Raw genomic sequence first — 22,865 nt, 5'->3', positions numbered from 1 at the left:
GTGACGCCCGGCAAGGCAGAGGGGGATAAGCTCCCATGCAAGGCCCCGCGTCAAAACCAACTCACGCACCCGCCTTGGTCTTCCGCAACGCCGGAGCGCGGGCGGGGTTGTGGGCGGGCGCGATGATACCGGCCGGCATGCCGCTTCGAAGCTCGTCCTCCTGTTCGGACATCACGGCCTTCAGCCTTGCGGCGATATTGCCCTGGCGGTTCTCGTTGACGACCTTCTGGCCGACGAGGTCGGTGACGTAGAACGTATCGATGACCTTCTCTCCGAAGGTGGTGATGTGGGCGGAATGGATATCCAGCGACAGGTCGGCCAGGACCGCGGTGATATCCGCGAGCAGGCCGGTGCGGTCGAGGCACTCCACCTCGATGACCGTGAACTTGTTGGAAAGCGCATTCGAAATCGTGACCGAGGGCGGAAGCACGAAGGTCTTGTTGCGCTTGCGGGATTTGGCGCGCGTCGCGATGACTTCCGGCAGGCGTTTCTTGCCCGAAAGCACGTCCTCGATCATGCGGCCGATCGTACCGGCGCGTCGAAGTTCGTCCTCGTCCACCGTGAATTCGCGGTTGACGATGATGGTGTCGAGCGCACGGCCGTCCGACGTCGTAAAGATCTGCGCGTCCGCAATGTTGGCGCCGGCGGCGGCGCAGGCGCCGGCGATGATCGACAGAAGGCGCGGATGGTCGGGCGCCAGCACCGTGATCTCGGTGATCGCATGGAAGCTGTCGGTGCGGACCACGGTGGCGAGCGCCTGACCCGCCTTGTCGGCATCGCGGATGAATTTCGCATGACGGATCTGGTCTTCCAGCGAAACCGAAAGAAGATAGGGCTGGTAATGCAGCTTGAGATAAGCGCGCCGGTCCTTGACCGACCAGTCGCCGAGCGCCTCGAAAAGCGCCTCTTCCGCGACCTTGGCCCGCTCCTTGCGCGAGACCTCGGAGAAGCCGCCGGAGAGCAGAAGTTCGGTCTCGTAATAGAGCGTGCGCAGCAGCTGGCCCTTCCAGCCGTTCCACACGCCCGGGCCGACGGCGCGGATATCGCAGATCGTCAGAACGAGCAGCAGCTTCAGCCGGTCCATCGACTGCACCTTTTCGGCAAAGTCAGTGATCGTCTTGCGGTCGTGCAAGTCGCGGGTCTGGGCAGTCATCGACATCAGCAGATGTTCTTCGATCAGCCAGACGACGAGTTCGGTCTGTTTGAGATTGAGGCCGAGCCGCGGGCAGAGTTTTCGGGCAATTCGGGCGCCAGCGATCGAATGATCCTCCTGGCGGCCCTTGGCGATGTCGTGCAGCAGCACGGCGACGTAAAGCACCGTGCGATCCTCGATGCTCGGCATCAGCTTGTTGGAGAGCGGGTGGATATCGGCCGCCTTGCCCTGATCGACTTCCGAGAGCGCCTCGACCGACCGGATCAGATGTTCGTCGACGGTATAGTGATGATACATGTTGAACTGCATCATCGCGACGACCTTGCCGAATTCCGGGATGAAGCGGCCGAGGACGCCCGCCTCGTTCATGCGACGGAGCATCAGCGCCGGGTCGCGCCTGGAGGTCAGCATCGAGAGGAAGAGCCGGTTCGCCTCCTCGTTCTCGCGCACGTCATTGTCGATCAGCGAAAGCGAGCGGGTCATGCGCTTCAGCGCATCAGGATGCAGTTCCAGGCCGTTGATATCCGCCACATGGAAGAAACGGATGATGTTGATCGGGTCGCGCTTGAAGACGTCGGGATCGGCGAGCGTGATGCGGCCGCGATCCTCGACGAATTCCACCGTGCCGGGGATCTTGTGCAGCCGCTTGGTGAAGCGGTTGATGACGCGTTTGGTGAGACCCGGTGCTTCCTTCGCCTGCTGCTCCTCGAGCGCCGCACACAGGATGCGGGTCAGGTCGCCGACATCCTTGGAAACCAGGAAATAATGCTTCATGAAGCGTTCGACCGCCGACAGGCCGGGACGCGAATGGTAACCGAGGCTTTCGGCGATTTCCCGCTGGATGTCGAAGGAGAGCCGCTCCTCCGCCTTGCCGGTGAGGAAATGCATGTGGCAGCGGACCGCCCAGAGAAAATCGTCGGCCTTTTCGAAGAGCCGGGTTTCCTCGCGGGAGAGTACGCCGAGCTTGACGAGATCGGCGGTATCGCGGACGCGGTAATAATATTTGGCGATCCAGAACAGCGTGTGGAGGTCGCGAAGCCCGCCCTTGCCCTCCTTGACGTTCGGTTCGACGAGATAGCGGGTGTCGCCCGCCTTCTGGTGGCGGTTGTCGCGCTCGGCAAGCTTGGCGGCAATGAATTCCGGCCCGGTATCGGCGACGATTTCCTTGTCGAAACGGGTTTCGAGCTGCTTCACCAAGGGCTCGTGGCCGCAGATGTAGCGGCTTTCGAGGATGGCGGTGCGGATGGTCATGTCCGTCTTGGAAAGGCGGATGCATTCCTCGGCGGTACGCGTTGCATGGCCGACCTTGAAGCCCATGTCCCAGAGGACGTAGAGCAGGAACTCCACGGCCTTGCGCATGTTTTCCGAATTCTTCTCCGGCAGAAGGAAAAGAAGGTCGATATCCGAGCCCGGCGCCAGCGTGTCGCGGCCATAACCGCCGACGGCCGCGACCGCGATATCGGCGCCTTCCGGATAAACGCTGCCGACGATCGCGTCGTGCAGCGCGGAGATGATCTGATCCTGCAGCCATGAGATACGGCGGGCGCAGGCAAGCCCGCTGCCGTCCTTCAGGAGCAGCTGTCGGGCTTTCTCGCGCCCCTCCACGCTCGCCCGGCGCAGCACCGGCAGCAGCGCGGCGCGCAGTTCCAGCTGCGGGCGTCCCTTGTCCTGGACGATCATCCGGCAATCGGCCCGGAGGCGGGCAACGTCGAGAAGTTCGGAAAAATCGATGTCGTGTCTGGCCATGTTATCCTGCCGGTGCCCGGCCTGCGGTGGGAGGCTATAGTCTTTTTGAGGCACCTTGACCAACGATTATCCTCGCCGGGCGTTTCAAAGTTGTTGCTTCGCCATGCGAAGTTCAAGCCTGTGTTTTTCTGGCATCGCGGGCCTGCGCGGTGCCGGCCCCGGCCCGCCACTGCCTGGGGCTCGTGCCGGTGACGCGGCGGAATTCCCGGTTGAAGTTCGACTTGGTCGAAAAACCTGTGTCGAGCATGATCTGGGTGACCGTCTTTTCCGTCTCGCGCAATTGCCGGCAGGCTTCGGCGATGCGGCGATCGTTGACGAATTGCGAAACGTTGAGACCGGTCGCCCGATTGACAGCCGCCGAGACCTCGCGGGCAGGCAGGCCGGCCTTGCGGGCGAGCCTCGCGAGACTCAGGTCCTCGTTCTTGTACAGCTCTCCCTGGTCGAGCGTCGCTTCGACGCGGGCGATCACGGCCTTGTCCGCCTCGGTCGGGCCTTCCTTGCCGACAGCCGGAGGGCGGCCCGAAGAAAAGTCGGGAGCGAAATAATAGACGAGGACGGCGGCGATTGCGGCAAGGTTCATGAGGGCAACGGCGAAGGGCACGTCGGCCGGTCCGTAGATGCCGGTATAGACCGCAAGTGCGCCGTCGCTCAGCGCGAAGAACAACATCAGCCCGGCCGCCAGCCGCGCCGCCCTCAGCGCCGGGCGCATGCGCTGCAGGGCTGCCTCGGCCATGACATCGTCGCCGCCGGACAGCGTCAGCCGCCAAAGAGCTGTTCCATAGGCCAGAAAGACAACCAGCAGAAGCGCATCGACGAGGTCCCGGAGGAAGGCGACGGCGAATGCCACCGAGACCGGCGTCAGCAGATGCAGCCAGGGTCTGGCGGGTCCGTCGCCGGTCAACGCCCGGAAGGCAAGATAGGCGAGCGGCGGCATGACCGACGCCGAGACCGGCAGGAAGGGGATAAGCGCATCGACGCCGTAACCGAACCTCAGACCGATGCCGACGCCCTGCAAGGCGTAAAGAACGAGAAACGCATAAAAATACCGCCGGCTTCCCGGCAGTTCCACACCCTTCAGGCTGCGGTAGAGCGTCAGCGCGAAGACGAGGCCGGCAAGGAAGGGCAAGGGGATGGAAAGCAAGGCGGATACCCTGTGAGCGCGGCCTCGATGATAGTCTTGCCCATCGGTTTAGCATCTCTGCCGGTAAAAGCCATGCGGGGGAAAACATATCCCGCCGTATTCGACCTGACAGCTTCGGGAAGGGTGAAACGCTGCATCAATGGGCAGCGAAGACAAGCAGCGCCTAACCCGGCAAGGCAGATTGGTCGGAGCGTTGATATCCTTCGCTGTCGAGAGCAACGAGCGGCAAGGATGCCTTTGCCGGTGAAATCCGGCACGCTGCCGGCGAGGCGTTCGTAGCGACGTTCAGAAAAGTCTTATTTAGGAAGCTGCTTCTTCAGAGCATAAAGCGCGTCCAATGCCTCGCGCGGGGTCATGTCGTCGGGGTTGATTGCCTTCAGCGCTTCCTCGATCTTCGACGGCCCGGCGCGTTTAACCTCTTCTCGGCGCACGGCCACCTGGAAGAGGGGCAGGTCGTCGATCAGTTGGCTGGCGGGGTTCTTGCGGTCGGAGTCTTCGAGCTTGGTCAGCACGTCGCGGGCGCGGGCGACGACGCTGTCCGGCAGGCCGGCGAGGCGGGCGACCTGGATGCCGTAGGAGCGATCGGCGGCGCCGGGGCCGACTTCGTGCAGGAAGATCACCTCGCCGTCCCATTCCTTCACCTTCATCGTGGCGTTGGAGAGGCGGGTGAGCTTTTCCGACAGCACGGTCAGTTCATGGAAATGGGTGGCGAAGAGGCCGCGGCACCTGTTGGCCTCGTGGAGATGTTCGACGGCGGCCCAGGCGATGGAGAGACCGTCGAAGGTCGCCGTGCCGCGGCCGATCTCATCGAGGATGACCAGCGAGCGGTCGGTCGCCTGGTTGAGGATAGCGGCGGTCTCGACCATTTCGACCATGAAGGTGGAGCGGCCGCGGGCGAGATCGTCGGAGGCGCCGACGCGGGAGAAGAGCCGGTCGACGATGCCGATATGAGCCGACGTCGCCGGCACGAAGGAGCCCATCTGGGCGAGGATGGCGATCAGCGCGTTCTGGCGCAGGAAGGTCGACTTACCGCCCATGTTCGGACCGGTGAGCAGCCAGAGCGCACCGAATTCGCCGGCCCCTACGGGCGACAGGTCACAATCGTTGGCGATGAACGGACCGGAGGACTGGCGGCGAAGCGCCTGCTCGACAACCGGATGGCGACCGCCTTCGATCGAAAACATGCGGGTCGCATCGACCGCCGGGCGGCGATAGTTCCATTCCTCGGCCAGCATGGCGAGACCGGCTGCGACATCGATGATGGAGAGCGCGCGGGCACCCGCCTTGATCGTTTCGGCTTCGGATGTGACGGCCGATACCATTTTCTCGAAGGCTTCGAGTTCGATGGTCAACGCACGGTCGGCGGCATTGGCGATGCGGCTTTCCAGATCGGCAAGTTCGGTCGTGGTGAAGCGCATGGCGCTTGCCATGGTCTGTCGATGGATGAACCGCGCCTTGCCTTCCGGCGTGTCAGTCATGGTGCCGGAATTGCCGGCCGTCACTTCGATGAAATAACCGAGCACATTGTTGTGCTTGATCTTCAGCGACCTAATGCTGGTCTCCTCGGCATATTGCAGCTGCAGGCCGGCGATCACCTTGCGCGACTGATCGCGGAGTGCCCGGACCTCGTCCAGTTCGGAATTGGCGCCCTCCGCCAGGAAACCGCCGTCGCGCTTCAAGAGCGGCAGTTCGTTGGCCAGCATGTTGGCGAGCATCGATTCCAGATGCAGCGGAAGCGCTTTCAGATCGGCGAGCGCTTCGCCGAGCTCTTCAGGCAGCATGGCGGCTTCCATGAAGGAGGCAACGCCGCGGGCAGCTTCGAGGCCCTGCAGGATGGAGCCGAGATCACGCGGACCGCCGCGGTCGAGCGCCAGTCGCGAGAGGGCGCGCGGCATATCCGGCACGTGTTTCAATGCCGAACGCAGGCCGGAGCAGAGATTGGGCTCCTCCAGCAGGAAGGAGATGGAATCGAGCCGGCGGTTGATGCGGCCGGGATCAGTCAGCGGCGACATCAGCCGCTCGGCGAGCAGGCGGGCACCGCCGCCGGTAACGGTGCGGTCGATGGCCTTCAGAAGCGTGCCGTCGCGCTCGCCCGAAAGCGTGCGGGTAAGTTCGAGGTTGCCGCGCGTCGCCGGATCGATGAACAGGGTTGAGGCGCCGCTTTCCCGCTCCGGACGGCCAAGCGGCGGGCGTTCGGCAATCTGCGTCTTTTCCACATAGGCGACCGCCGCGGCCGCCGCGGCGAGTTCCGAGCGCGAGAACGTGCCGAAACCATCCAGCGTGCCGACGCCGAAATAACGGGCGATGCGTCCTTCGGCGCTGGCGCTGTCGAACAGCACGGCCGGCTGCGGCACCGCGACCTTGCCGAGCACGTCGAAAACCGGTTTCAGCTCCGCATCGTGAAAGATGGTGTCGGGCAGGATCAGCTCGCGCGGATCGATGCGCAGGATATCGGCGAGGAGCCGCGACTGATCGGTCTCCGCCAGACGAAAGACGCCCGTCGAGATATCGATCCAGGCGAGCGCCATCTGCGCCTCGGACGAGCCGCGGATGCGGGCGAGCGCCATCAGATAGTTCGATTCCGAGGCGATGAGGAGTTTTTCCTCGGTAATCGTGCCGGGCGTGACGAGGCGCACGACGTCGCGCTTCACCACGGATTTCGAACCGCGCTTCTTGGCCTCCGCCGGATCCTCCACCTGCTCACAGACGGCGACGCGAAAACCGAGCGCGATGAGTTTCTGGAGATAGTCGTCCGCCGCGTGGACGGGCACACCGCACATCGGGATATCCTGACCCATGTGCTGGCCGCGCCTGGTCAGCGTGATGCCGAGCGCGCGCGACGCATCCACCGCGTCCTCGAAGAACAGCTCGTAGAAATCGCCCATACGGTAAAAGAGCAGCGAACCCGGGTTGTTCGCCTTGATCTCGATATACTGCTCCATCATCGGCGTCGCCGACGCACGGCTTTCTTCCGAGGCGAGCTCGGAGGCATTCAGGGCTTCGCCACTCTGAGCCTGGGGCGAGAATCTTTCGAATTGGGTCACGGAATCGATTTTTTGTTGCGCACGGGAATTCACGACACTATCGATGAAGGCCCTTGTAATACAACATCTGCCGCGGCCAAGAGGACGGCTGCCCACAAAAACCTGGAGGGAACATGCCTGCGAAAGACAAGGCCACGGAGAAGGCCGCACGGGCGCGCGCTTCGGTGACGGAACAGGAAGCGCTCGATTTCCATTCCGAAGGCCGCCCCGGTAAGCTGGAAGTCGTTCCAACCAAGCCGATGGCGACGCAGAGAGATCTTTCGCTCGCCTATTCTCCAGGCGTTGCCGTTCCCGTGAAGGCGATCGCCGCCGATCCGGCGACGGCCTATGATTACACGACGCGCGGCAATATGGTGGCCGTCATCTCCAACGGCACGGCGATCCTCGGCCTCGGCAATCTCGGGGCGCTGGCCTCTAAGCCGGTCATGGAAGGCAAGTCGGTCCTCTTCAAGCGCTTTGCCGACGTCGATTCCATCGATCTCGAAGTGGATACAGAAGACGTCGACCAGTTCATCAACTGCGTGCGCTACCTCGGCCCCTCCTTCGGCGGCATCAACCTGGAGGACATCAAGGCGCCGGAGTGCTTCGTCATCGAAAGCCGCCTGCGCGAGCTGATGGATATCCCGGTCTTCCACGACGACCAGCACGGAACAGCGATCATCGCCGCCGCCGGCCTCATCAACGCGCTGGAGCTCACCGGGCGCGACCTGAAGACCACCAAGCTCGTCTGCAACGGCGCGGGCGCTGCGGCAATCGCCTGCGTCGAACTCATCAAGGCGATGGGTTTCAACCCGGAAAACATCATCCTCTGCGACACCAAGGGCGTCATCTTCCAGGGGCGCACCGAAGGCATGAACCAGTGGAAGTCGGCCCATGCGGTGAAGACGAGCAAGCGGACGCTCGAAGAGGCGATGCAGGGCGCGGACGTCGTGTTCGGCCTGTCGCAGAAGGGCGCCTTCAGCGAAGACATGATCCGCTCCATGGCCGATAAGCCGATCATCTTCGCCATGGCGAACCCGGATCCAGAAATCACCCCGGAGGAAGTCGCCCGCATCCGCGACGACGCGATCATGGCCACCGGCCGTTCCGACTACCCGAACCAGGTCAACAACGTTCTCGGCTTCCCCTACATCTTCCGCGGTGCGCTCGACGTGCGCGCCACCCAGATCAACGATGCGATGAAGATCGCAGCCGCGCAAGCGCTTGCAAACCTTGCCCGCGAGGATGTGCCGGACGACGTCGCCGCCGCCTACCAGGGTAACCGTCCTCGGTTCGGCGCCCAATACATCATTCCGGTGCCGTTCGATCCCAGGCTGATCTCGGCGATCCCGGTGGCGGTCGCGGAAGCGGCCATGGAGAGCGGCGTCGCGCGCCGGAACATCGCCGACCTTGCCGCCTATGGCCGCGAGCTTTCCGCCCGTCGCGACCCGATCGCAGCAACCACCCAGGGCATCTACGAGCGCGTCCGCCGCTTCCCCAAGCGGGTCGTCTTCGCCGAGGCCGAGGAAGAGCAGGTCATGCGTGCGGCGATCACCTTCACGCATCATAAGCTCGGCACGGCGATCCTGCTCGGCCGCGACGACGTGATCCGTGCCACGGCTGAAAAGGCCGGCATCGACCTCGACCGCCCCGGCATCGAGATCGTCAACGCCCGCCTCTCGAACCGGGTGGATGCCTATATCGATCATCTTTACGCCCGCCTGCAGCGTGAGGGCTTCCTTCACCGCGACGTGCAGCGCCTGATCCATAACGACCGCAACCATTTCGCAGCCACGATGGTGGCGATCGGCGATGCGGATGCGATGGTGACCGGAACGACCCGTAACTATGCCACCGCGCTGCAGGACGTTCGCCGCTGCATCGACGCCAAGCCGGGTCACAAGGTGATCGGTGTATCGCTGGTGATTTCCCGCGGCCGGACGATCTTTGTCGCCGATACAGCCGTGCACGACATGCCGAATGCCGAGCAGATCGCCGATATCGCCGTCGAAGCCGCCCGGGTCGCCAAACGCATGGGCTACGAGCCGCGCGTCGCGCTGCTTGCCTATTCCACCTTCGGCCAGCCGATCGGCGAACGCTCGGAGCGGGTGCGGGAAGCGGTGAAAATCCTCGACCAGCGGCGTGTCGACTTCGAATATGACGGCGAGATGGCGGCCGACGTGGCGCTCAATCCGCATCGGATGGAGCAGTATCCTTTCTGCCGGCTTTCCGGCACGGCCAACGTGCTCATCATGCCGGCCATCCATTCCGCCTCGATCTCGACCCGCATGCTGCAGGAGCTCGGCGCCTCGACCGTCATCGGCCCGCTGCTCGTCGGCCTCGACAAATCGGTGCAGATCACCTCGATGGGCGCCAAGGACTCAGACATCGTCAATATGGCGGCGATCGCGGCCTACAACGCCGGGACATAAGTCCCGTTGAAAAGCGCCCCGGGTGGACTAAGTTCAGTGGACTAAGTCCGCCCGGATATTTGCCATGAAGACCGTCAATATCCATGAAGCGAAGACCCATCTTTCGCGCCTTGTCGAAGAGGCCGCGAAGGGCGAAGGTTTCGTCATCGCCAAGGCCGGCAAGCCCATGGTGAAGGTGGTGCCGCTCAACGAGGCGGCAGAAGAGACGCCGAAAAAGAAGCGCCGGATCGGGTTTCTTGACGGTCAGTTCTTCATTCCAGAAGACCTCGACAAAGCGCTCGACAAGGAAATCGAAGACCTCTTCTACAGCGAGCACAAATGAGAATCCTTCTCGATTCTCATTTTTTAATATGGCTCGTCGGCGCATCCGACAGGCTTCCTTCAGATGCACGCAGCATGATCGAGGATCCTGAAATACAGTATTCTTCAGCTCCGCCAGCATATGGGAACTGTCAATCAAACACTCCACCGGTAAGGCGCGGCTGGCTTTGCATCCTCGGTTTCTATATGAGCAGCTGATCAAAAACGATTTTCATGAAGTCCAGATCACCGCAGCTCACGGACTTTTCGTTGCCAGCCTCGAGATCATTCACAAGGACCCGTTCGACCGCATTTTAATTGCGCAAGCCACTTCGGAAGGCATGCTTCTGCTTACATCCGATGAAAGGGTCGCACAGTATGACGGGCCGATCCGGCTCGTTCGCTAGAACATATCAGCTTGCGAACCGGCCGGCGTCGGCGCCGTAATAATTGATGTAGCGGTCCGAGATCGAGGCGATCGGCAGGACAATCAGGACGTCGGTGGTGTTGAAGGCGTGATCGATGACCGCGCCGTTGCCGACCATGGCGCCGAGGCGGAGGTAACCCTTGATCAGGGGCGGCAGGGAGGAGAGCGCCTTGCGGCCGTTGATCTCCTCCGTCGGCATCAGATCCATCGACTGGTGCAGTTCCGGAAGCGCGGAAACCGCCCAATCGCCCTTCGCGAGAACCGTGTGATGCAGGAAGGAGAGCGCCATCGCGTGCTCCTTAGGATCGGTGCCGGGGAAGGAGGCGCAGCCGAACATGGCGTTCATGCCATGCTTCAGCGAATAGGCCCAGTTGCCTTGCCAGAGCAGTTCCACCGTGCGCTTGGTGCGGTAGTCCGGCAGCACGCAGGAACGGCCGAGCTCCATGAACTGCTTGTCCGGGTGCCGGGCGAGCAGCGGCTCGATGTCGAATTCGGACGCGGAATAGAAGCCGCCGTTGGCGAGCGCCACTTCCTGCCGGAGCAGGCGATAGGTGCCGACGATCTGTTCCTCGATATCGCCTTCGATCGCGTGATCGACGACCAGAAGATGGTCGCAGATAGGATCATAGGCATCGACGTCACGCTGGATGCGCATCGCCTCGGGGTTCAGGGTCGCATTCATCTCCTCGACGAAAACGCGATACCGAACCGCCTGCGCAGCATCGATTTCGCGCTCGTTGCGAGCCAGTCGGGTTTCAAGCGAGCCTATGCGGCCGAATGTATCGCCGCTTGCCGGAATAGGGGCCGGCGCCTGGTTTTTTTCAGGGGTCAATTCACGGTTCAGGAGTTCAATAGCCATGGTGATTCTTCCCGTACCGGTTAGATCACCGTCATTAATCACTTCTCTGCGACAAGAACGTGACAGTTGCTGTCACAATATGTTCCCGACCCGATCTCGTCAACGTGCCTGTTGCCGCTCGGCGGCCAGAACGCCGAGCGCCTGGACCTCCTTCAAAAGCCTCATCGGATCAACAGGTTTTTCCAACACGCAGCTGGCCCCGCCAAGCAATGCTTCGCGCTTCGCCTTGTCCCGACCGTCGCCGGTCAGTACGATCACGGGAAGCGGCGGGCGGGCGTCGGCATGCAGCGCCGAGAGGAGATCGAGGACGGTTCCGCCCGGCATGTGCATGTCGGACAGGATGAGGTCGGGCCGCCTTTCCTCGTCGGCAGCCGCCTCGATCAAAGCCGTAAAATCCTCGAAACGGCGCACCCGGTGGCCGGCCTTTTCCAGAGCGACCCGGATGAGAAGCGCGTTGACGGGGTCGTCCTCGCCGAGCAAGACGTCGAGCCCTTCGGCATGTTTCTCGATCACCGGCGGCGGCGGCACCGCCTGATTGTCGTTCAAGGCGTCGCGCGTGCCGAAGCCGCGCAGGCGGCCGCTCAACACATCGATCAGGGACTTTTCGCGCAGCGGTCGGATGAGCCAGGCGTCGAAGAAATCCTGCGGCTGGGAGGCACGTTCCTCCGGATTGACGAGCAGGATGCGGTGGAGAGGCGCATGCGCCTTTTCATGGGCGTAATCCGATGCGAGCCGATGGTCGACGATCAGGTCCGTATAGGCGACCGGGCCGGCGGCGGCGCGATCGATCAGCATCTGCGCTTCGGCCGTGTTCGAGACGTGCCGGCACCGTCCGCCGAGCGTCTCGATGGTGGCGACGGTCGCCTTTGCGGCCGGGCCGTCGGGTGCCAGCAACAGGACCCGCGATTTCGCCAGCAACTGGTCCCTTTCGACCGCCCCGGATTGCGACGCTTCCGCAAGGTGCAGCGGAAAGCGGATCGTGAACGTGCTGCCCATCCCCTTGCGGCTGATCACGGAAAGCGAGCCCGAGAATTCGGCAAGGATGCGGGAGGCGATGCCGAGCCCGAGGCCCGTGCCGCCGCTGCGCGCCTCCGGGCTGCCGGCCTGTTCGAACTCCCCGAAGATCCGTTCCTGCTCAACGAGGGTCATGCCCGGGCCGGTATCGACGACGGCGATCGCCACGGTATCGTTCTCTAGGAAGGCGCGGACCAGCACGCCGCCTTCGGACGTGAACTTCACGGCATTGCCGATGACGTTGAAGAGGACCTGGCGGATGCGCGCCGGGTCGAAATCCAGAAGATCCGGCACGTCGGCGGCGACGGTCGCGGCGATCTCAATGCGCTTTTCGTGCGCACGCGGCGCCAGCATCTCGACCACGCTTTCGATCAGGTGCCGCAGGTTTTCGGCACGGTTGTTCAGCTTGAAGCGGCCGGCCTCCAGCGTCGAATAATCGAGCAGGTCCTCGACGAGCTGCGCCAGCGCGTAGCCGGACTGGCGGATGCCGCTCAGGTAATTCTGCTGCTCGGCCGTCAGTTTCGTCTGGCCGAGCAGATGGGTCATGCCGAGAATGCCGTTCAGCGGGGTGCGTATCTCATGGACGACGGTCGCGATCTGCCGGGATTTTGCGGCGCTTGCCGACTCGGCATCCTTCCAGGCCTGATGGAGGCGCGCGACCGTGCGTTTCTGCCGCCATGCGGAAATCCGCGCGAAGAGAGCGGCGAACGCATTGCGGGAACGCCTCTCCCGGCCGTTCGCCTGCAATCCCAAGGCAGGCACGACCTGTTCGGCCGCCGGCGCGGCGACATCGGCCGCGGCGGGAGACGCGAACGCTCTGGAGATACGTTCATGTATTTCGGCAATATCGCGCATGCGGGAAAGACTACCGAGGTTTCTTTCCCAATCCTTAGATCAATCCGGTAAAATTTTACTGATCGGTCGTTTCCGGCTTGTTTTTCGGGCCGAAAAGTTCGTCGAGGATCACCAGACCCGCGCCGATGGTGATGAAACTGTCCGCAAGGTTGAAGACGGCGAAGGACCATGTCTCGGTGTGGAACAGGACATAGTCGATCACGTGGCCGTAAACGAAGCCGTCGATCAGGTTGCCGACAGCGCCGGCGATGATCAGCGCGAACCCGGAATGGGCAAAAGGCCGGTCCTTCGGCGTGCGGCGCCAGAGCCAGAGCACGAAGGCGACGATAAGGACCCGCATGCCGACGATGAATTCCCGCTCCATGCCCGACAGAAGCGAGAAAGCGACGCCGAGATTATAGGTGCGGTAAAGCGCCAGAACCGGCAGAAGAGGCACCGGTTCTTCCATCGGCAGGTAGTTTTCGACGGCGATCTTGATCACCTGGTCGAGGATGACGGCGAACACGATGACGATCACGGCCGCGAGCGGCCTCGACAAAAAAGCGCGGCGTCCGGTCATTTCTTCTCATCCAGGGAAAGCAGTTGGCGGCGAGCCTCGAACAGCATCACGGCGGTGGCGACGGCCAAGTTGAGCGAATCCGCCCTGCCCTGCTGCGGAATACGCACGGTGCGGTCGGCGGCCCCGGCGAGATTGTCCGGCAGGCCGGACTGTTCGTTGCCCATCAGAAGGACGGTCGGCTTCTTCGCATAATCCACCGTACGGTAGTCGACGGCGCCGGAGAGATGGGTCGCGACGACCTGCGCGCCGGAACGCTTCTGCCAGGCGAGAAACTCTTCCGCCGAACATCTGACGACCGGCATGGCGAAGACCGAGCCCATGGTAGCGCGCACGGTTTCGAGCGAGAAGGGATCGGTGCTTTCTCCGACGAGGATGACGCCGGAAGCGCCGGCTGCATCGGCCGTGCGGATGATCGTGCCAAGATTGCCGGGATCGCGGACGCGGTCGAGCGCCACGAAAGTCTCGTCTCTTTGCGGTTTGAGATCGTCCAGCCGTTTCCAGCGCTGCTCGAAGATGCCGACGACCATCTGCGGATTGTCGCGGCGGGTGACGGATGACAGCACCTTTTCGCTGACTTCCAGGACAAGCCCGCCATGGGCGACGGTCTTTGCGGCCACCTGCTCGACCAGCGGCTTGCCCTTGGCGGCCTTGGCGTAGACCAGCGTGCGGATCGACCAACCGAGCTCCAGGGCTTCGATGACGAGCTTCAGGCCTTCCGCCATGAAGGTGCCGCTTTCCTCTCGGTCCTTCTTGTTCGTGAGCGCCTTGATGTCCTTGATGATCGGATTGGCAAGCGAGGTGACTTCCTTCACCTGGCCGACCCGCCCCGGTCCCGGCCTGTGGGCTGCGGATTTCTGAAAATCGTCGGTCATGCCGGCACCCAGCGACTGAAGAGGGACGTGGAAAGCGCACGGCCGGGGCTTTTGCCGTCCAGGCCCGCCTCGCGGATGACGAGTTCGCCCGATTCGACCGCACCGCCGGCGCCGCGCATCGTCTCGCGCATCAGCTCGTGAATGGAATAGAAGCTCGCGCGGATGGAATAGGCCGTGAGCACCAGGCCGATGGCTTTCGAGGAAAGGAGTTCGCGGCAGATGTCCAGCATCAGCGGCAGATGGTCGAAAAGCTGCCAGACCTCGCCATTCGGGCCGCGGCCGAACTTCGGCGGGTCGGTGAGGATGATGTCGTATCTATTGCCGCGCCGCTCCTCGCGCAGGATGAACTTCATCGCGTCCTCGCATATCCAGCGGATCGGCGCCTTATCGAGCCGGGCAAGCGCCTGGTTTTCGCGTGCCCAGCCGATCGCCTTCTTCGAGGCATCCACATGGGTGACTTCCGCGCCGGCGGCGGCGGCGACCAGCGAGGCGACGCCCGTATAACCGAAAAGGTTCAACACCCGGACCGGCCGCTCTTTTTCTCTTTCGGCCTCTTCCACGCGCGCCTTCATCCAATCCCAATGGACGATCTGCTCCGGAAAAACGCCGACATGCCGGAAGGCCGTGAAGCGGCCGAGAAAATCGACGCCCGCCAGGGAAAGCGGCCAGGTTTCACCGAGCGCCTCCTTCGGAAAACGCCAGCGGCCCATGCCATCCTCGTCCGTATCGCCGGTGAACACGGCGTCGGCCTTTTCCCAGAGATGCGCCGGCAGCGAGGGCTGCCAGAGCGCCTGTGCCTCCGGCCGGACGATACGGTAGGGGCCGTATTGCTCGAGCTTCAGGCCATTGCCGCTGTCGATCAGGTGGAAATCGCCGGCACCGGCGGATTCCAGGATGACCGGCACCCGTTCCGCCGGCCGTTCGCCGTTTCGCGACAGAAGCGCACGGGTTTCGACAGGTGCGGCTTGGGTGGGTTTGGCGGCCTTTTCCGGCGCCGGCTTGGCGGCCTTCTCGGGCGGACGGCCGGACGGTTTCGGAGACGGTGATCTTGCCTGTCCGGCAGGCCCACGCGAGGGGCGGGTGCCGGCTGCAGCCTGGCCTCTTCCGGCCGGCCGCCTTTCCTTGTTCTTCAATGCGTTCATCCGCTTGGAATTTCTGGTGACCAGCAGATAGCATCTAGCCGCCGTTCTTCAAAGACGCACGAATCAGTCAGGACTGCGTTTTATTTCTTGTCATACGATACTACATTCTTCATATTGTCCCCCAACTGTCCCCTTGGCAAACAATCCGGGCCTTGCAATAAGCCTGAGAAGACGCATTTTTCGGAGGATCATCACATGGACATGGGCGGCGAAGAGCGGATTGCGGCACCCCGCGAAGTGGTTTGGGCGGCATTGAACGATCCTGAAATCCTGCGGCAGTGCATTCCAGGCTGCCAGACGCTGGAGCAGAAGTCCCCTACCGAACTCGCAGCAACCGTGAAACTGAAGATCGGGCCGGTTTCGGCCAGTTTTTCGGGCGAAGTGACCCTTTCCGACATCAACCCGCCGGAGAGCTACACAATTTCCGGCGAAGGCAAGGGCGGCATCGCCGGTTTCGCCAAGGGTTCGGCGACCGTGACGCTGGTGGAAGACGGCAGCGACACGCTGCTGCGCTACCAGACCAAGGCACAGGTCGGGGGCAAGCTCGCACAGCTCGGCTCGCGCCTGATCGACTCCACGTCCCAGAAGCTCGCGGCGCAGTTCTTCGCGGACTTCAACAAGGCCGTGGTCGCCAGGGCCACCCAGGCTTGATATCGAAGGGCCTGCGATCCGAGGCCTGAAATCGGACTATTTGGAAGGCAGTTGCGACGAAGCCGTGCGTCCTGCGACCACGGCCTTGTGTTCATTCTGCCATTTGACGGCTTCGCGCGCCTCGATGCGGGCCTGCTTGCGGTGCTTGCCCTGACCGATCCAGGTGACGGCCCAGCCGATCAGCATGCCGATCAAAACGGCGATGAACAGAAAGAGAAACAGGGGCGCGCTCACCGACAGCACGCCGTCTTCCGGCCGGAACGGATTGAGCGCCAGCGTGACCGTCTGGCGGTTGGCCACCGCCAGTACGATCAGCACGATGCCGAGCGGAACGAAGATCGCGAGGCTGATGATCTTTTTGAGCTTGTTCATGACAATCTCCGGCATCCAGACATCTACCGCTTTCAGCGGCATCCGTTGCAGAATAGGCGCGGTTTAAGGGGATTCAAGGGCGGCGGAAGGCCGCGGCCTGGGTTGATTGTCTCTCGAAAGCGGTTCGTCTGCGCGGACGACGGCCCTCAATTCGATCAATCGTCTTCATCGGCAAGGCCGGGGTTCAAGCGCTCGCGCAGTTCCTTGCCGGTCTTGAAGAAGGGAACCCACTTCTCCTCGACGAAGACGCTTTCGCCGGTACGCGGATTGCGGCCGGAACGGGAGGGACGATTCTTGACCGAGAAGGCGCCGAAACCGCGCAATTCGACCCGGTTTCCCGATGCCAGGGCATCTGTGATCTCGTCGAGCACGGCATTGACGATGTTCTCGACGTCGCGGTGGTAGAGATGCGGATTGCGAGCCGCAACGATCTGCACCAGTTCTGACTTGATCACGGTTGCCCCCTGAAAAAATTGGTTTTTTATCCGCGCCCAACCTGCCAAACCGAGACAAGACCGTCAAGGAACAACTTGTCTGCGCCGAAGGTCCGGAGCGTATCGGGAGCGAGCGCCTGACCCAATCCGGTCAGTTTGAGTAATTCCGCCATAGCGCTCGCGAACCAGAAGGACGAGGACGAACGGCGCTCCTTCCAGTCGACCACCGGCAGGTCCTTCGAGATGCCGCGCGATTCGAGATAGGCGCGGATATCGTCGTCGCCGCCGAGCTTGTCCACCAGCTTGACGCCAAGTGCCTGGCGGCCGGTGAAGATCGCCCCGTCGGCCAGCTTCAGCACGTCTTCGCGCGGCATCTTACGGCGGTCGGCGACAAGATCGACGAACCAGGCATAGCTGTCCATGACCATGTTGCGGATCATCGTCTTGGCTTCCTCGCTCGCCGGATGGAAGGGTGACGGCTCGGCCTTCAGCGGCGCCGACTTTATCTCTTCCAGCGAGATGCCGACTTTCTTCATCACCTCGTCGATCTGCGGATATTGGAAGATGACGCCGATAGAGCCGGTGATCGAGCTTTCGCCCGCGACGATCTGGTCTCCGGCAGTGGCGACCATATAGCCGGCGGAGGCGGCGAGCGTGCGGATGTCGGAAACGACCGGCTTCTTCTCGGCCACCTGGCGAATCGCCTTGAAGATGCGCTCGCCGCCATAGGTCGTGCCGCCCGGGGAGGAGATGGACACGACCAGCGCCTTGGCCTGGCTGCTGTCGGCGATCCGGTCGAGTCGCTCCAGGAGTTCCTTGTCGTCGGTGATTACACCGGAGACTTCGACACGGGCGACATGCGGCACGGCGGAACCGACGCCCGGGCCGGCGAACGTCCGATAGAGCGCAAAGCCGATGCCGACGAGGAAGACCAAAGCGACGACACGCCAGAAGCTCAGCTTGCGGCGCAGACTGCGCCGATCCGCGATTGCCATTTGATCCATGGAAAATGCCCTTCCAATTCCGCTTCCGTTGCTAAATAGGCTCTCTAGCGCGTTTTACAGCAGGCGGCATCACGTTTTTATGTTGTTCATTATTGTTTGTTGATGAATAAAAACCATATTGGCGGACAGAAGACTGCCCCGACGTTCCGGCCCCATTTCGGGCGCCCGGAACGGGGCCAAAGGATCGACCCGGCACTCATGCTGCAGCATATCCGAAAGACGGCAGGCCTTGTTGGGGCACTGGAGACGCATGCGGACGCCTATCAGGCGGCGCTTGCCCATTCGGCGCTCGTGCGCAAACTGAAGATCCTGCTGCCGATCCTGGCCGGGGTGATCTCCGCTGCATTCATCGGCATTTCGATCATCCGGACCTATCTCCCGGAAAACCTGTCCATCGAAAATGCCCGGATCGAGAACGGCAAGATCGTCATGGAGCGGCCGGCCATTTCCGGCCGCAACAACCAGGGCATCAGCTATTCGATGACCGCCAACCGCGCGCTGCAGGACATCCAGAACCCGAACATGATCACGCTTGAGGACGTGAAGGCCGCCGTGCCGGTCAATGACGACGTCATTGCTCGCGTGACCGCAACGGCCGCCGATTTCGACCGCGGCACCGACATGCTCGATCTCGCTTCGCCGTTCGACGTCAACCTCTCGAACGGCATCACCGCGAGATTCAAGTCCGCCCATCTCGACATCAATGCCGGCGTGATGGATTCACCCACCCCTGTCGATATCTCGATGAAAGAAGGCTCGATTGTTGCAGAGTCTTTAAAGATAACGGATAAGGGACGCACCATCACATTCAAAGGCAAGGTTCAGCTTCACCTCGACCCTGCCACCATCCGAAACCAAGGCAAATAGAGCCCGGCCGCCATGACCCATCGCCGCTTTCTTCCCCGCAATACCGCAGTGCTGATCGCGGCAGGATTGTCCTGTCTCGCCGCCACGGCCCACGCCCAATCGACCACCCAGCTGGACGGCCTGAAGCTTTCCGGCGACCAGCCGATCCAGATCGGCAGCGACCAGCTCGAGATCAAGGAGCAGGAAAAGAAGGCCTATTTCACCGGCAACGTCCAGGTGGTGCAAGGCACCACGACGATGAAGGCGGGCAAGATGACCGTGCTCTATACCGGCGAAGGCGCGTCGGTGACCTCCGGCAACGCCAATATCGACAAGATCTTCCTCGACGATACGGTCTTCCTGACCTCCGGCACCCAGCAGGCGACCGCCGACAAGGGCGAGTTCGACATGACCTCTCAGACCTTCGTGCTGTCGGGCAAGCAGGTCGTGCTTTCCGAAGGCACCAATGTCTTCAAGGGCTGCAAGCTGACCGTTCAGATGGCGACCGGACAGGCCAAGCTCGATCCATGCGGCGGCGGGCGCGTCGAGATCATGCTCGATCCGAAGTCGCGCCAGCAGCCGAAGCCATAACAGATCGACCACGTGAAAATACCGCTGCTCTCCAGTCTATCGGCAAGGAAGCCGTCCGCGCCCGAGCCTTTCGTGGTACGCGATAAAGCGCGCTACGAAGGCACGCTCGTCGCGCATGGGCTTTCGAAGACCTATGATACGCGCCGCGTCGTCAATGGCGTGTCTCTGGTCGTGCGCCGCGGCGAGGCCGTCGGCCTCCTCGGTCCGAACGGCGCCGGCAAGACCACCTGCTTTTACATGATCACCGGGCTCGTTCCGGTGGACGAAGGCATGATCGCGATCAACGGTAACGAGGTTACCCGCATGCCGATGTATCGCCGCGCCCGCCTCGGCGTCGGCTATCTGCCGCAAGAAGCCTCGATCTTCCGCGGCCTGACGGTCGAGGAAAATATCCGCGCGGTGCTGGAAGTGCACCAGCCGGACAGGGACAAGCGGGAAAGCAAGCTGGACGAGCTCTTGGAGGAATTCCATATCAGCCAGCTCCGGAAGTCCGCAGCCGTGGCGCTTTCCGGCGGCGAACGTCGCCGCCTGGAAATCGCCCGAGCGCTGGCCACCGATCCGGCCTTCATGCTGCTCGACGAACCTTTCGCCGGCGTCGATCCCATCTCGGTTTCCGACATCCAGAACCTCGTTCGCCACTTGACGGCGCGCGGGATCGGCGTTCTGATAACGGACCACAACGTGCGCGAGACGCTCGGCCTCATCGACCGGGCCTATATCATCCACGCGGGCGAAGTTCTGACGCATGGCCGGGCCGACGACATCGTCAACAACCCGGATGTCCGCCGTCTCTATCTCGGCGACAAGTTCAGCCTCTAGGCCGATCTGCCTTGCGGCGGTGCGTCAAAGAAGTTTACCTTTCCCGCACCGCAGCGCTTGACCAAATCTTTCAAAAAAGCAATTCTTGTGCCAGATGCAAATCCGGCCATATGGGGCTTGTCCGGAGGAGTGCGTCGTCACCCCATGACGGGGTCACGACAAGGGATCTCAGGGGAGTTTCGCGTTCCATCATGGGTTTATCCGCCGGCCTTTTCCTGAAGCAGACCCAATCGCTGGTGATGACCCCGCAGCTGATGCAATCGATTCAGCTGCTGCAGATGACGCATTTCGAGCTCAACCAGTTCATCGCCCAGGAAGTCGAGAAGAACCCGCTGCTCGAAATTACGGCAGGCGACGGCGAAAGCGGCACGGAAACAGGCTTCGAGGACGACACGTTCGACAGTGCCAACGGCGACGGCGAGAGCAGGCCGTCCCTGGCACCCGATGGGGACTGGTACGAAGGCTCCTCGCCGGCGACCGCCGAACGGCTGGGCGACAATCTCGACACGGGCTTCGAGAACGTCTTTCCCGATGACGGCCCGGCCCGCCGTGCCGATGCGCCGGAACTTCTGAGCCAATGGAAGTCCATGCCGGGCGGCGAATCCGGTGAGGACTACGACCTCGACGATTTCGTCGCCGGCCATGTGACGCTGCGCGACCATCTGAACCAGCAGATCCCCTTCCTGATGACTGGCGCGACCGATCGGCTGGTCGCCCAGCATCTGGTCGACCAGCTCGACGACGCCGGTTACCTGCAGGACGGCATCGCGGAGATCGCAGCCCGGCTCGGCAAGGGCGCCGGCGACGTGGAAGCCATCCTGACCTCACTGCAGAGCCTCGATCCGCCCGGCGTCTTCGCCCGCTCGCTCAGCGAATGCCTGGCGATCCAGCTTCGCCAGAAGGACAGGCTCGATCCGGCGATGGACGCCCTCGTCAAACATCTCGATCTGCTGGCCAAGCGCGATTTCGCCTCGCTTCGAAAAATCTGCGGCGTCGACGACGAAGACCTGCTCGATATGCTGGCGGAGATCCGCAATCTCAATCCGAAACCCGGCGCCGGTTTCGAAAGCGGCCCTTCCGAGACGATTTCGCCCGACATCATCGTGCGCGCCGCGCCGGACGGAAGCTGGATGGTCGAGCTCAATCCCGACACGCTGCCGCGCGTGCTGGTGAACCAGGCCTATTTCCAGACGGTCTCGAAACATTGTCGCAAAAACGGCGAGGACAGCAATTTCCTGTCGGAATGCCTGCAGAACGCCAACTGGCTGACGCGCAGTCTCGACCAGCGCGCCAAAACGATCATGAAGGTGGCCGCCGAAATCGTCCGCCAGCAGGACGCCTTCCTGATGCACGGCGTCGACCACCTGCGGCCGCTCAACCTCAAGACCGTCGCCGAAGCGATCAAGATGCATGAATCGACGGTGAGCCGCGTCACCTCCAACAAATACATGCTGACACCGCGCGGCCTGTTCGAGCTCAAATATTTTTTCACCGTGTCGATCGGCTCGGCGGAAGAAGGCGGCGACAGCCATTCGGCGGAAGCCGTGCGCCACCGCATCCGCCAGCTTATCGCCCAGGAAACGCCGGAAGCGGTGCTCTCCGATGACGACATCGTCATCGGCCTGAAGAACGGCGGCGTGGAGCTTGCCCGCCGGACGGTGGCGAAATATCGCGAGGCGATGAACATCCCCTCCTCGGTGCAGCGGCGCCGGGAAAAGCGGGCGCTCGCCAAGGTCGCCGCGTTCTGAGGCTTGTCCTCTCCCGAGGGGCGATTTTCCACAGAACTACGTAAATATCCCAAGAGCCGCGCTTGTTGACATTGAAAGCCGCGCGGATTAGAAGCCCGCCGCAGCGGCACGGGACCTGGAACTGACATACCCACCATCCCCGGCAGGCACGATCGCAGCAATTTCACCTTGTCGCATGCGAACGGCTTGGATGAGGCGGCGGCTTGGCGTAGACTGAAACACGCAAGTCACGACAAGAAGGAAGAACTCCATGAGTGTGCGTGTATCCGGTAAACATATGGAAATTGGTGACTCGTTCCGTCAAAAGATCGAGGACCACATCGGAGAAGCGGTAACAAAATACTTCGACGGCGGTTATTCGAGCCAGGTGATCGTGGAGAAGTCCGGCTCGCGGTTTTCTGCCGACTGCAAGGTGCATCTCGACACCGGGATCGTCCTGCATGCGGCGGGAGAAGCGAATGACCCGCAGGCAAGCTTCGACGCCGCCGCAGAGCGGATCGAAAAGCGCCTTCGTCGCTACAAGCGGCGGCTCAAGGATCATCATGCGGGCAACCACGTGAACGGCTTTGCCGAAGTTGCTTACACGGTCATGGATGGCGTACCGGATGAAGCGGATGAAATACCTGAGGATTTCGCGCCGACCATCGTCGCGGAGAGCTCAAAGCAGTTAAAGACGATGTCGGTGGCGAGCGCCGTCATGGCACTCGATATGACAGATGAACCCGTTCTCCTGTTCCGCAGCCCCGGCAAGGAACATCTGAACATTGTTTACCGCCGCAACGACGGCAATATTGGCTGGATCGACTCCACCAATATCAAGAACTGAAAAATCTTGGGGGAGCGTCGGAAGCGGCGCTCTCCTTCGCCTAGGGCAAAA

Annotated in this window: 20 protein-coding genes; 9 read left to right on the top strand and 11 right to left on the bottom strand. The window is 62.3% G+C overall.

Annotated elements, in window-relative coordinates; all coding sequences use genetic code 11:
- Nucleotides 1–61: 61 nt before the first annotated feature.
- The 3 genes from DMO26_RS26620 to mutS all read right to left on the bottom strand — a co-directional run bounded on the left by DMO26_RS26620 (nucleotide 62) and on the right by mutS (nucleotide 6,985).
- Nucleotides 62–2,899 (bottom strand): [protein-PII] uridylyltransferase, encoded by a 2,838-nt coding sequence (locus DMO26_RS26620; protein WP_117195355.1) that lies wholly within the window; start codon nucleotides 2,897–2,899, stop codon nucleotides 62–64.
- 112 nt (nucleotides 2,900–3,011) lie between these two features.
- A complete protein-coding gene (locus tag DMO26_RS26615) occupies nucleotides 3,012–4,040 on the bottom strand; it encodes a helix-turn-helix domain-containing protein (protein WP_117195354.1) in 1,029 nt (342 codons plus the stop codon).
- 296 nt (nucleotides 4,041–4,336) lie between these two features.
- Complete coding sequence (gene mutS / locus DMO26_RS26610; protein ID WP_226951432.1) at nucleotides 4,337–6,985, bottom strand: DNA mismatch repair protein MutS; 2,649 nt, start codon at nucleotides 6,983–6,985, stop codon at nucleotides 4,337–4,339.
- A gap of 212 nt (nucleotides 6,986–7,197) precedes the next feature.
- On the opposite strand from mutS, the gene DMO26_RS26605 reads away from it, so the two are divergent.
- The 3 genes from DMO26_RS26605 (at nucleotide 7,198) to DMO26_RS26595 (ending at nucleotide 10,202) form a co-directional block, all read left to right on the top strand.
- A complete protein-coding gene (locus DMO26_RS26605) occupies nucleotides 7,198–9,495 on the top strand; it encodes an NADP-dependent malic enzyme (RefSeq protein ID WP_117195353.1) in 2,298 nt (765 codons plus the stop codon).
- 64 nt (nucleotides 9,496–9,559) lie between these two features.
- On the top strand, nucleotides 9,560–9,817 hold the full coding sequence (locus DMO26_RS26600) for a type II toxin-antitoxin system Phd/YefM family antitoxin (protein ID WP_117195352.1): 258 nt from the start codon (nucleotides 9,560–9,562) through the stop codon (nucleotides 9,815–9,817).
- Between the two features lie 118 nt (nucleotides 9,818–9,935).
- Complete coding sequence (locus tag DMO26_RS26595) at nucleotides 9,936–10,202, top strand: type II toxin-antitoxin system VapC family toxin (protein WP_226951431.1); 267 nt, start codon at nucleotides 9,936–9,938, stop codon at nucleotides 10,200–10,202.
- Nucleotides 10,203–10,208: 6 nt separating this feature from the next.
- Here DMO26_RS26595 and DMO26_RS26590 read toward each other — a convergent pair whose 3' ends face one another.
- The 5 genes from DMO26_RS26590 to DMO26_RS26570 all read right to left on the bottom strand — a co-directional run bounded on the left by DMO26_RS26590 (nucleotide 10,209) and on the right by DMO26_RS26570 (nucleotide 15,523).
- Nucleotides 10,209–11,081, bottom strand: coding sequence for a GNAT family N-acetyltransferase (locus DMO26_RS26590; protein ID WP_117195351.1), 873 nt, complete (start codon nucleotides 11,079–11,081; stop codon nucleotides 10,209–10,211).
- A 99-nt stretch (nucleotides 11,082–11,180) separates the two neighbouring features.
- Nucleotides 11,181–12,950 carry a hybrid sensor histidine kinase/response regulator gene (locus DMO26_RS26585; RefSeq protein WP_117195350.1) on the bottom strand — a complete coding sequence of 590 codons (1,770 nt, stop codon included), beginning with the start codon at nucleotides 12,948–12,950 and terminating at the stop codon, nucleotides 11,181–11,183.
- A 55-nt stretch (nucleotides 12,951–13,005) separates the two neighbouring features.
- Entirely contained in the window at nucleotides 13,006–13,509 is a 504-nt protein-coding gene (gene lspA / locus DMO26_RS26580) for a signal peptidase II (RefSeq protein WP_117195349.1), read from the bottom strand.
- Nucleotides 13,506–14,381, bottom strand: a complete 876-nt coding sequence (locus tag DMO26_RS26575) for a TrmH family RNA methyltransferase (protein WP_117195348.1) — start codon at nucleotides 14,379–14,381, stop codon at nucleotides 13,506–13,508. The genes lspA and DMO26_RS26575 overlap by 4 nt, the downstream gene beginning before the upstream one ends.
- A complete protein-coding gene (locus DMO26_RS26570) occupies nucleotides 14,378–15,523 on the bottom strand; it encodes a class I SAM-dependent methyltransferase (RefSeq protein ID WP_117195347.1) in 1,146 nt (381 codons plus the stop codon). The genes DMO26_RS26575 and DMO26_RS26570 overlap by 4 nt, the downstream gene beginning before the upstream one ends.
- Nucleotides 15,524–15,718: 195 nt before the next feature.
- On the opposite strand from DMO26_RS26570, the gene DMO26_RS26565 reads away from it, so the two are divergent.
- Entirely contained in the window at nucleotides 15,719–16,174 is a 456-nt protein-coding gene (locus DMO26_RS26565) for an SRPBCC family protein (RefSeq protein WP_117195346.1), read from the top strand.
- Between the two features lie 36 nt (nucleotides 16,175–16,210).
- Here the strand turns inward: DMO26_RS26565 and DMO26_RS26560 are convergent, their stop codons facing one another.
- The 3 genes from DMO26_RS26560 to sppA form a co-directional block, all read right to left on the bottom strand.
- Nucleotides 16,211–16,546, bottom strand: a complete 336-nt coding sequence (locus DMO26_RS26560) for a LapA family protein (RefSeq protein ID WP_117195404.1) — start codon at nucleotides 16,544–16,546, stop codon at nucleotides 16,211–16,213.
- 155 nt (nucleotides 16,547–16,701) lie between these two features.
- Nucleotides 16,702–17,031, bottom strand: coding sequence for an integration host factor subunit beta (locus DMO26_RS26555; RefSeq protein ID WP_264319374.1), 330 nt, complete (start codon nucleotides 17,029–17,031; stop codon nucleotides 16,702–16,704).
- Nucleotides 17,028–17,984 carry a signal peptide peptidase SppA gene (gene sppA / locus DMO26_RS26550; RefSeq protein WP_117195344.1) on the bottom strand — a complete coding sequence of 319 codons (957 nt, stop codon included), beginning with the start codon at nucleotides 17,982–17,984 and terminating at the stop codon, nucleotides 17,028–17,030. The genes DMO26_RS26555 and sppA overlap by 4 nt, the downstream gene beginning before the upstream one ends.
- Before the next feature lie 198 nt (nucleotides 17,985–18,182).
- Between sppA and lptC the strand changes: the two genes are divergently transcribed.
- The 5 genes from lptC to hpf all read left to right on the top strand — a co-directional run bounded on the left by lptC (nucleotide 18,183) and on the right by hpf (nucleotide 22,814).
- Complete coding sequence (lptC, locus tag DMO26_RS26545; RefSeq protein WP_117195403.1) at nucleotides 18,183–18,851, top strand: LPS export ABC transporter periplasmic protein LptC; 669 nt, start codon at nucleotides 18,183–18,185, stop codon at nucleotides 18,849–18,851.
- A gap of 12 nt (nucleotides 18,852–18,863) precedes the next feature.
- Nucleotides 18,864–19,421 carry an LptA/OstA family protein gene (locus DMO26_RS26540; protein ID WP_117195343.1) on the top strand — a complete coding sequence of 186 codons (558 nt, stop codon included), beginning with the start codon at nucleotides 18,864–18,866 and terminating at the stop codon, nucleotides 19,419–19,421.
- Between the two features lie 24 nt (nucleotides 19,422–19,445).
- Nucleotides 19,446–20,240 (top strand): LPS export ABC transporter ATP-binding protein, encoded by a 795-nt coding sequence (lptB, locus tag DMO26_RS26535; protein ID WP_404947089.1) that lies wholly within the window; start codon nucleotides 19,446–19,448, stop codon nucleotides 20,238–20,240.
- 191 nt (nucleotides 20,241–20,431) lie between these two features.
- Nucleotides 20,432–21,988 (top strand): RNA polymerase factor sigma-54, encoded by a 1,557-nt coding sequence (rpoN, locus tag DMO26_RS26530; RefSeq protein WP_117195341.1) that lies wholly within the window; start codon nucleotides 20,432–20,434, stop codon nucleotides 21,986–21,988.
- Nucleotides 21,989–22,238: 250 nt separating this feature from the next.
- Nucleotides 22,239–22,814 (top strand): ribosome hibernation-promoting factor, HPF/YfiA family, encoded by a 576-nt coding sequence (gene hpf, locus DMO26_RS26525; protein ID WP_117195340.1) that lies wholly within the window; start codon nucleotides 22,239–22,241, stop codon nucleotides 22,812–22,814.
- Nucleotides 22,815–22,865 lie beyond the last annotated feature (51 nt).

Source organism: Rhizobium terrae (assembly GCF_003425685.1).
Classification (GTDB): domain Bacteria; phylum Pseudomonadota; class Alphaproteobacteria; order Rhizobiales; family Rhizobiaceae; genus Neorhizobium; species Neorhizobium terrae.
This window is presented reverse-complemented; position numbering and strand designations above follow the sequence as displayed.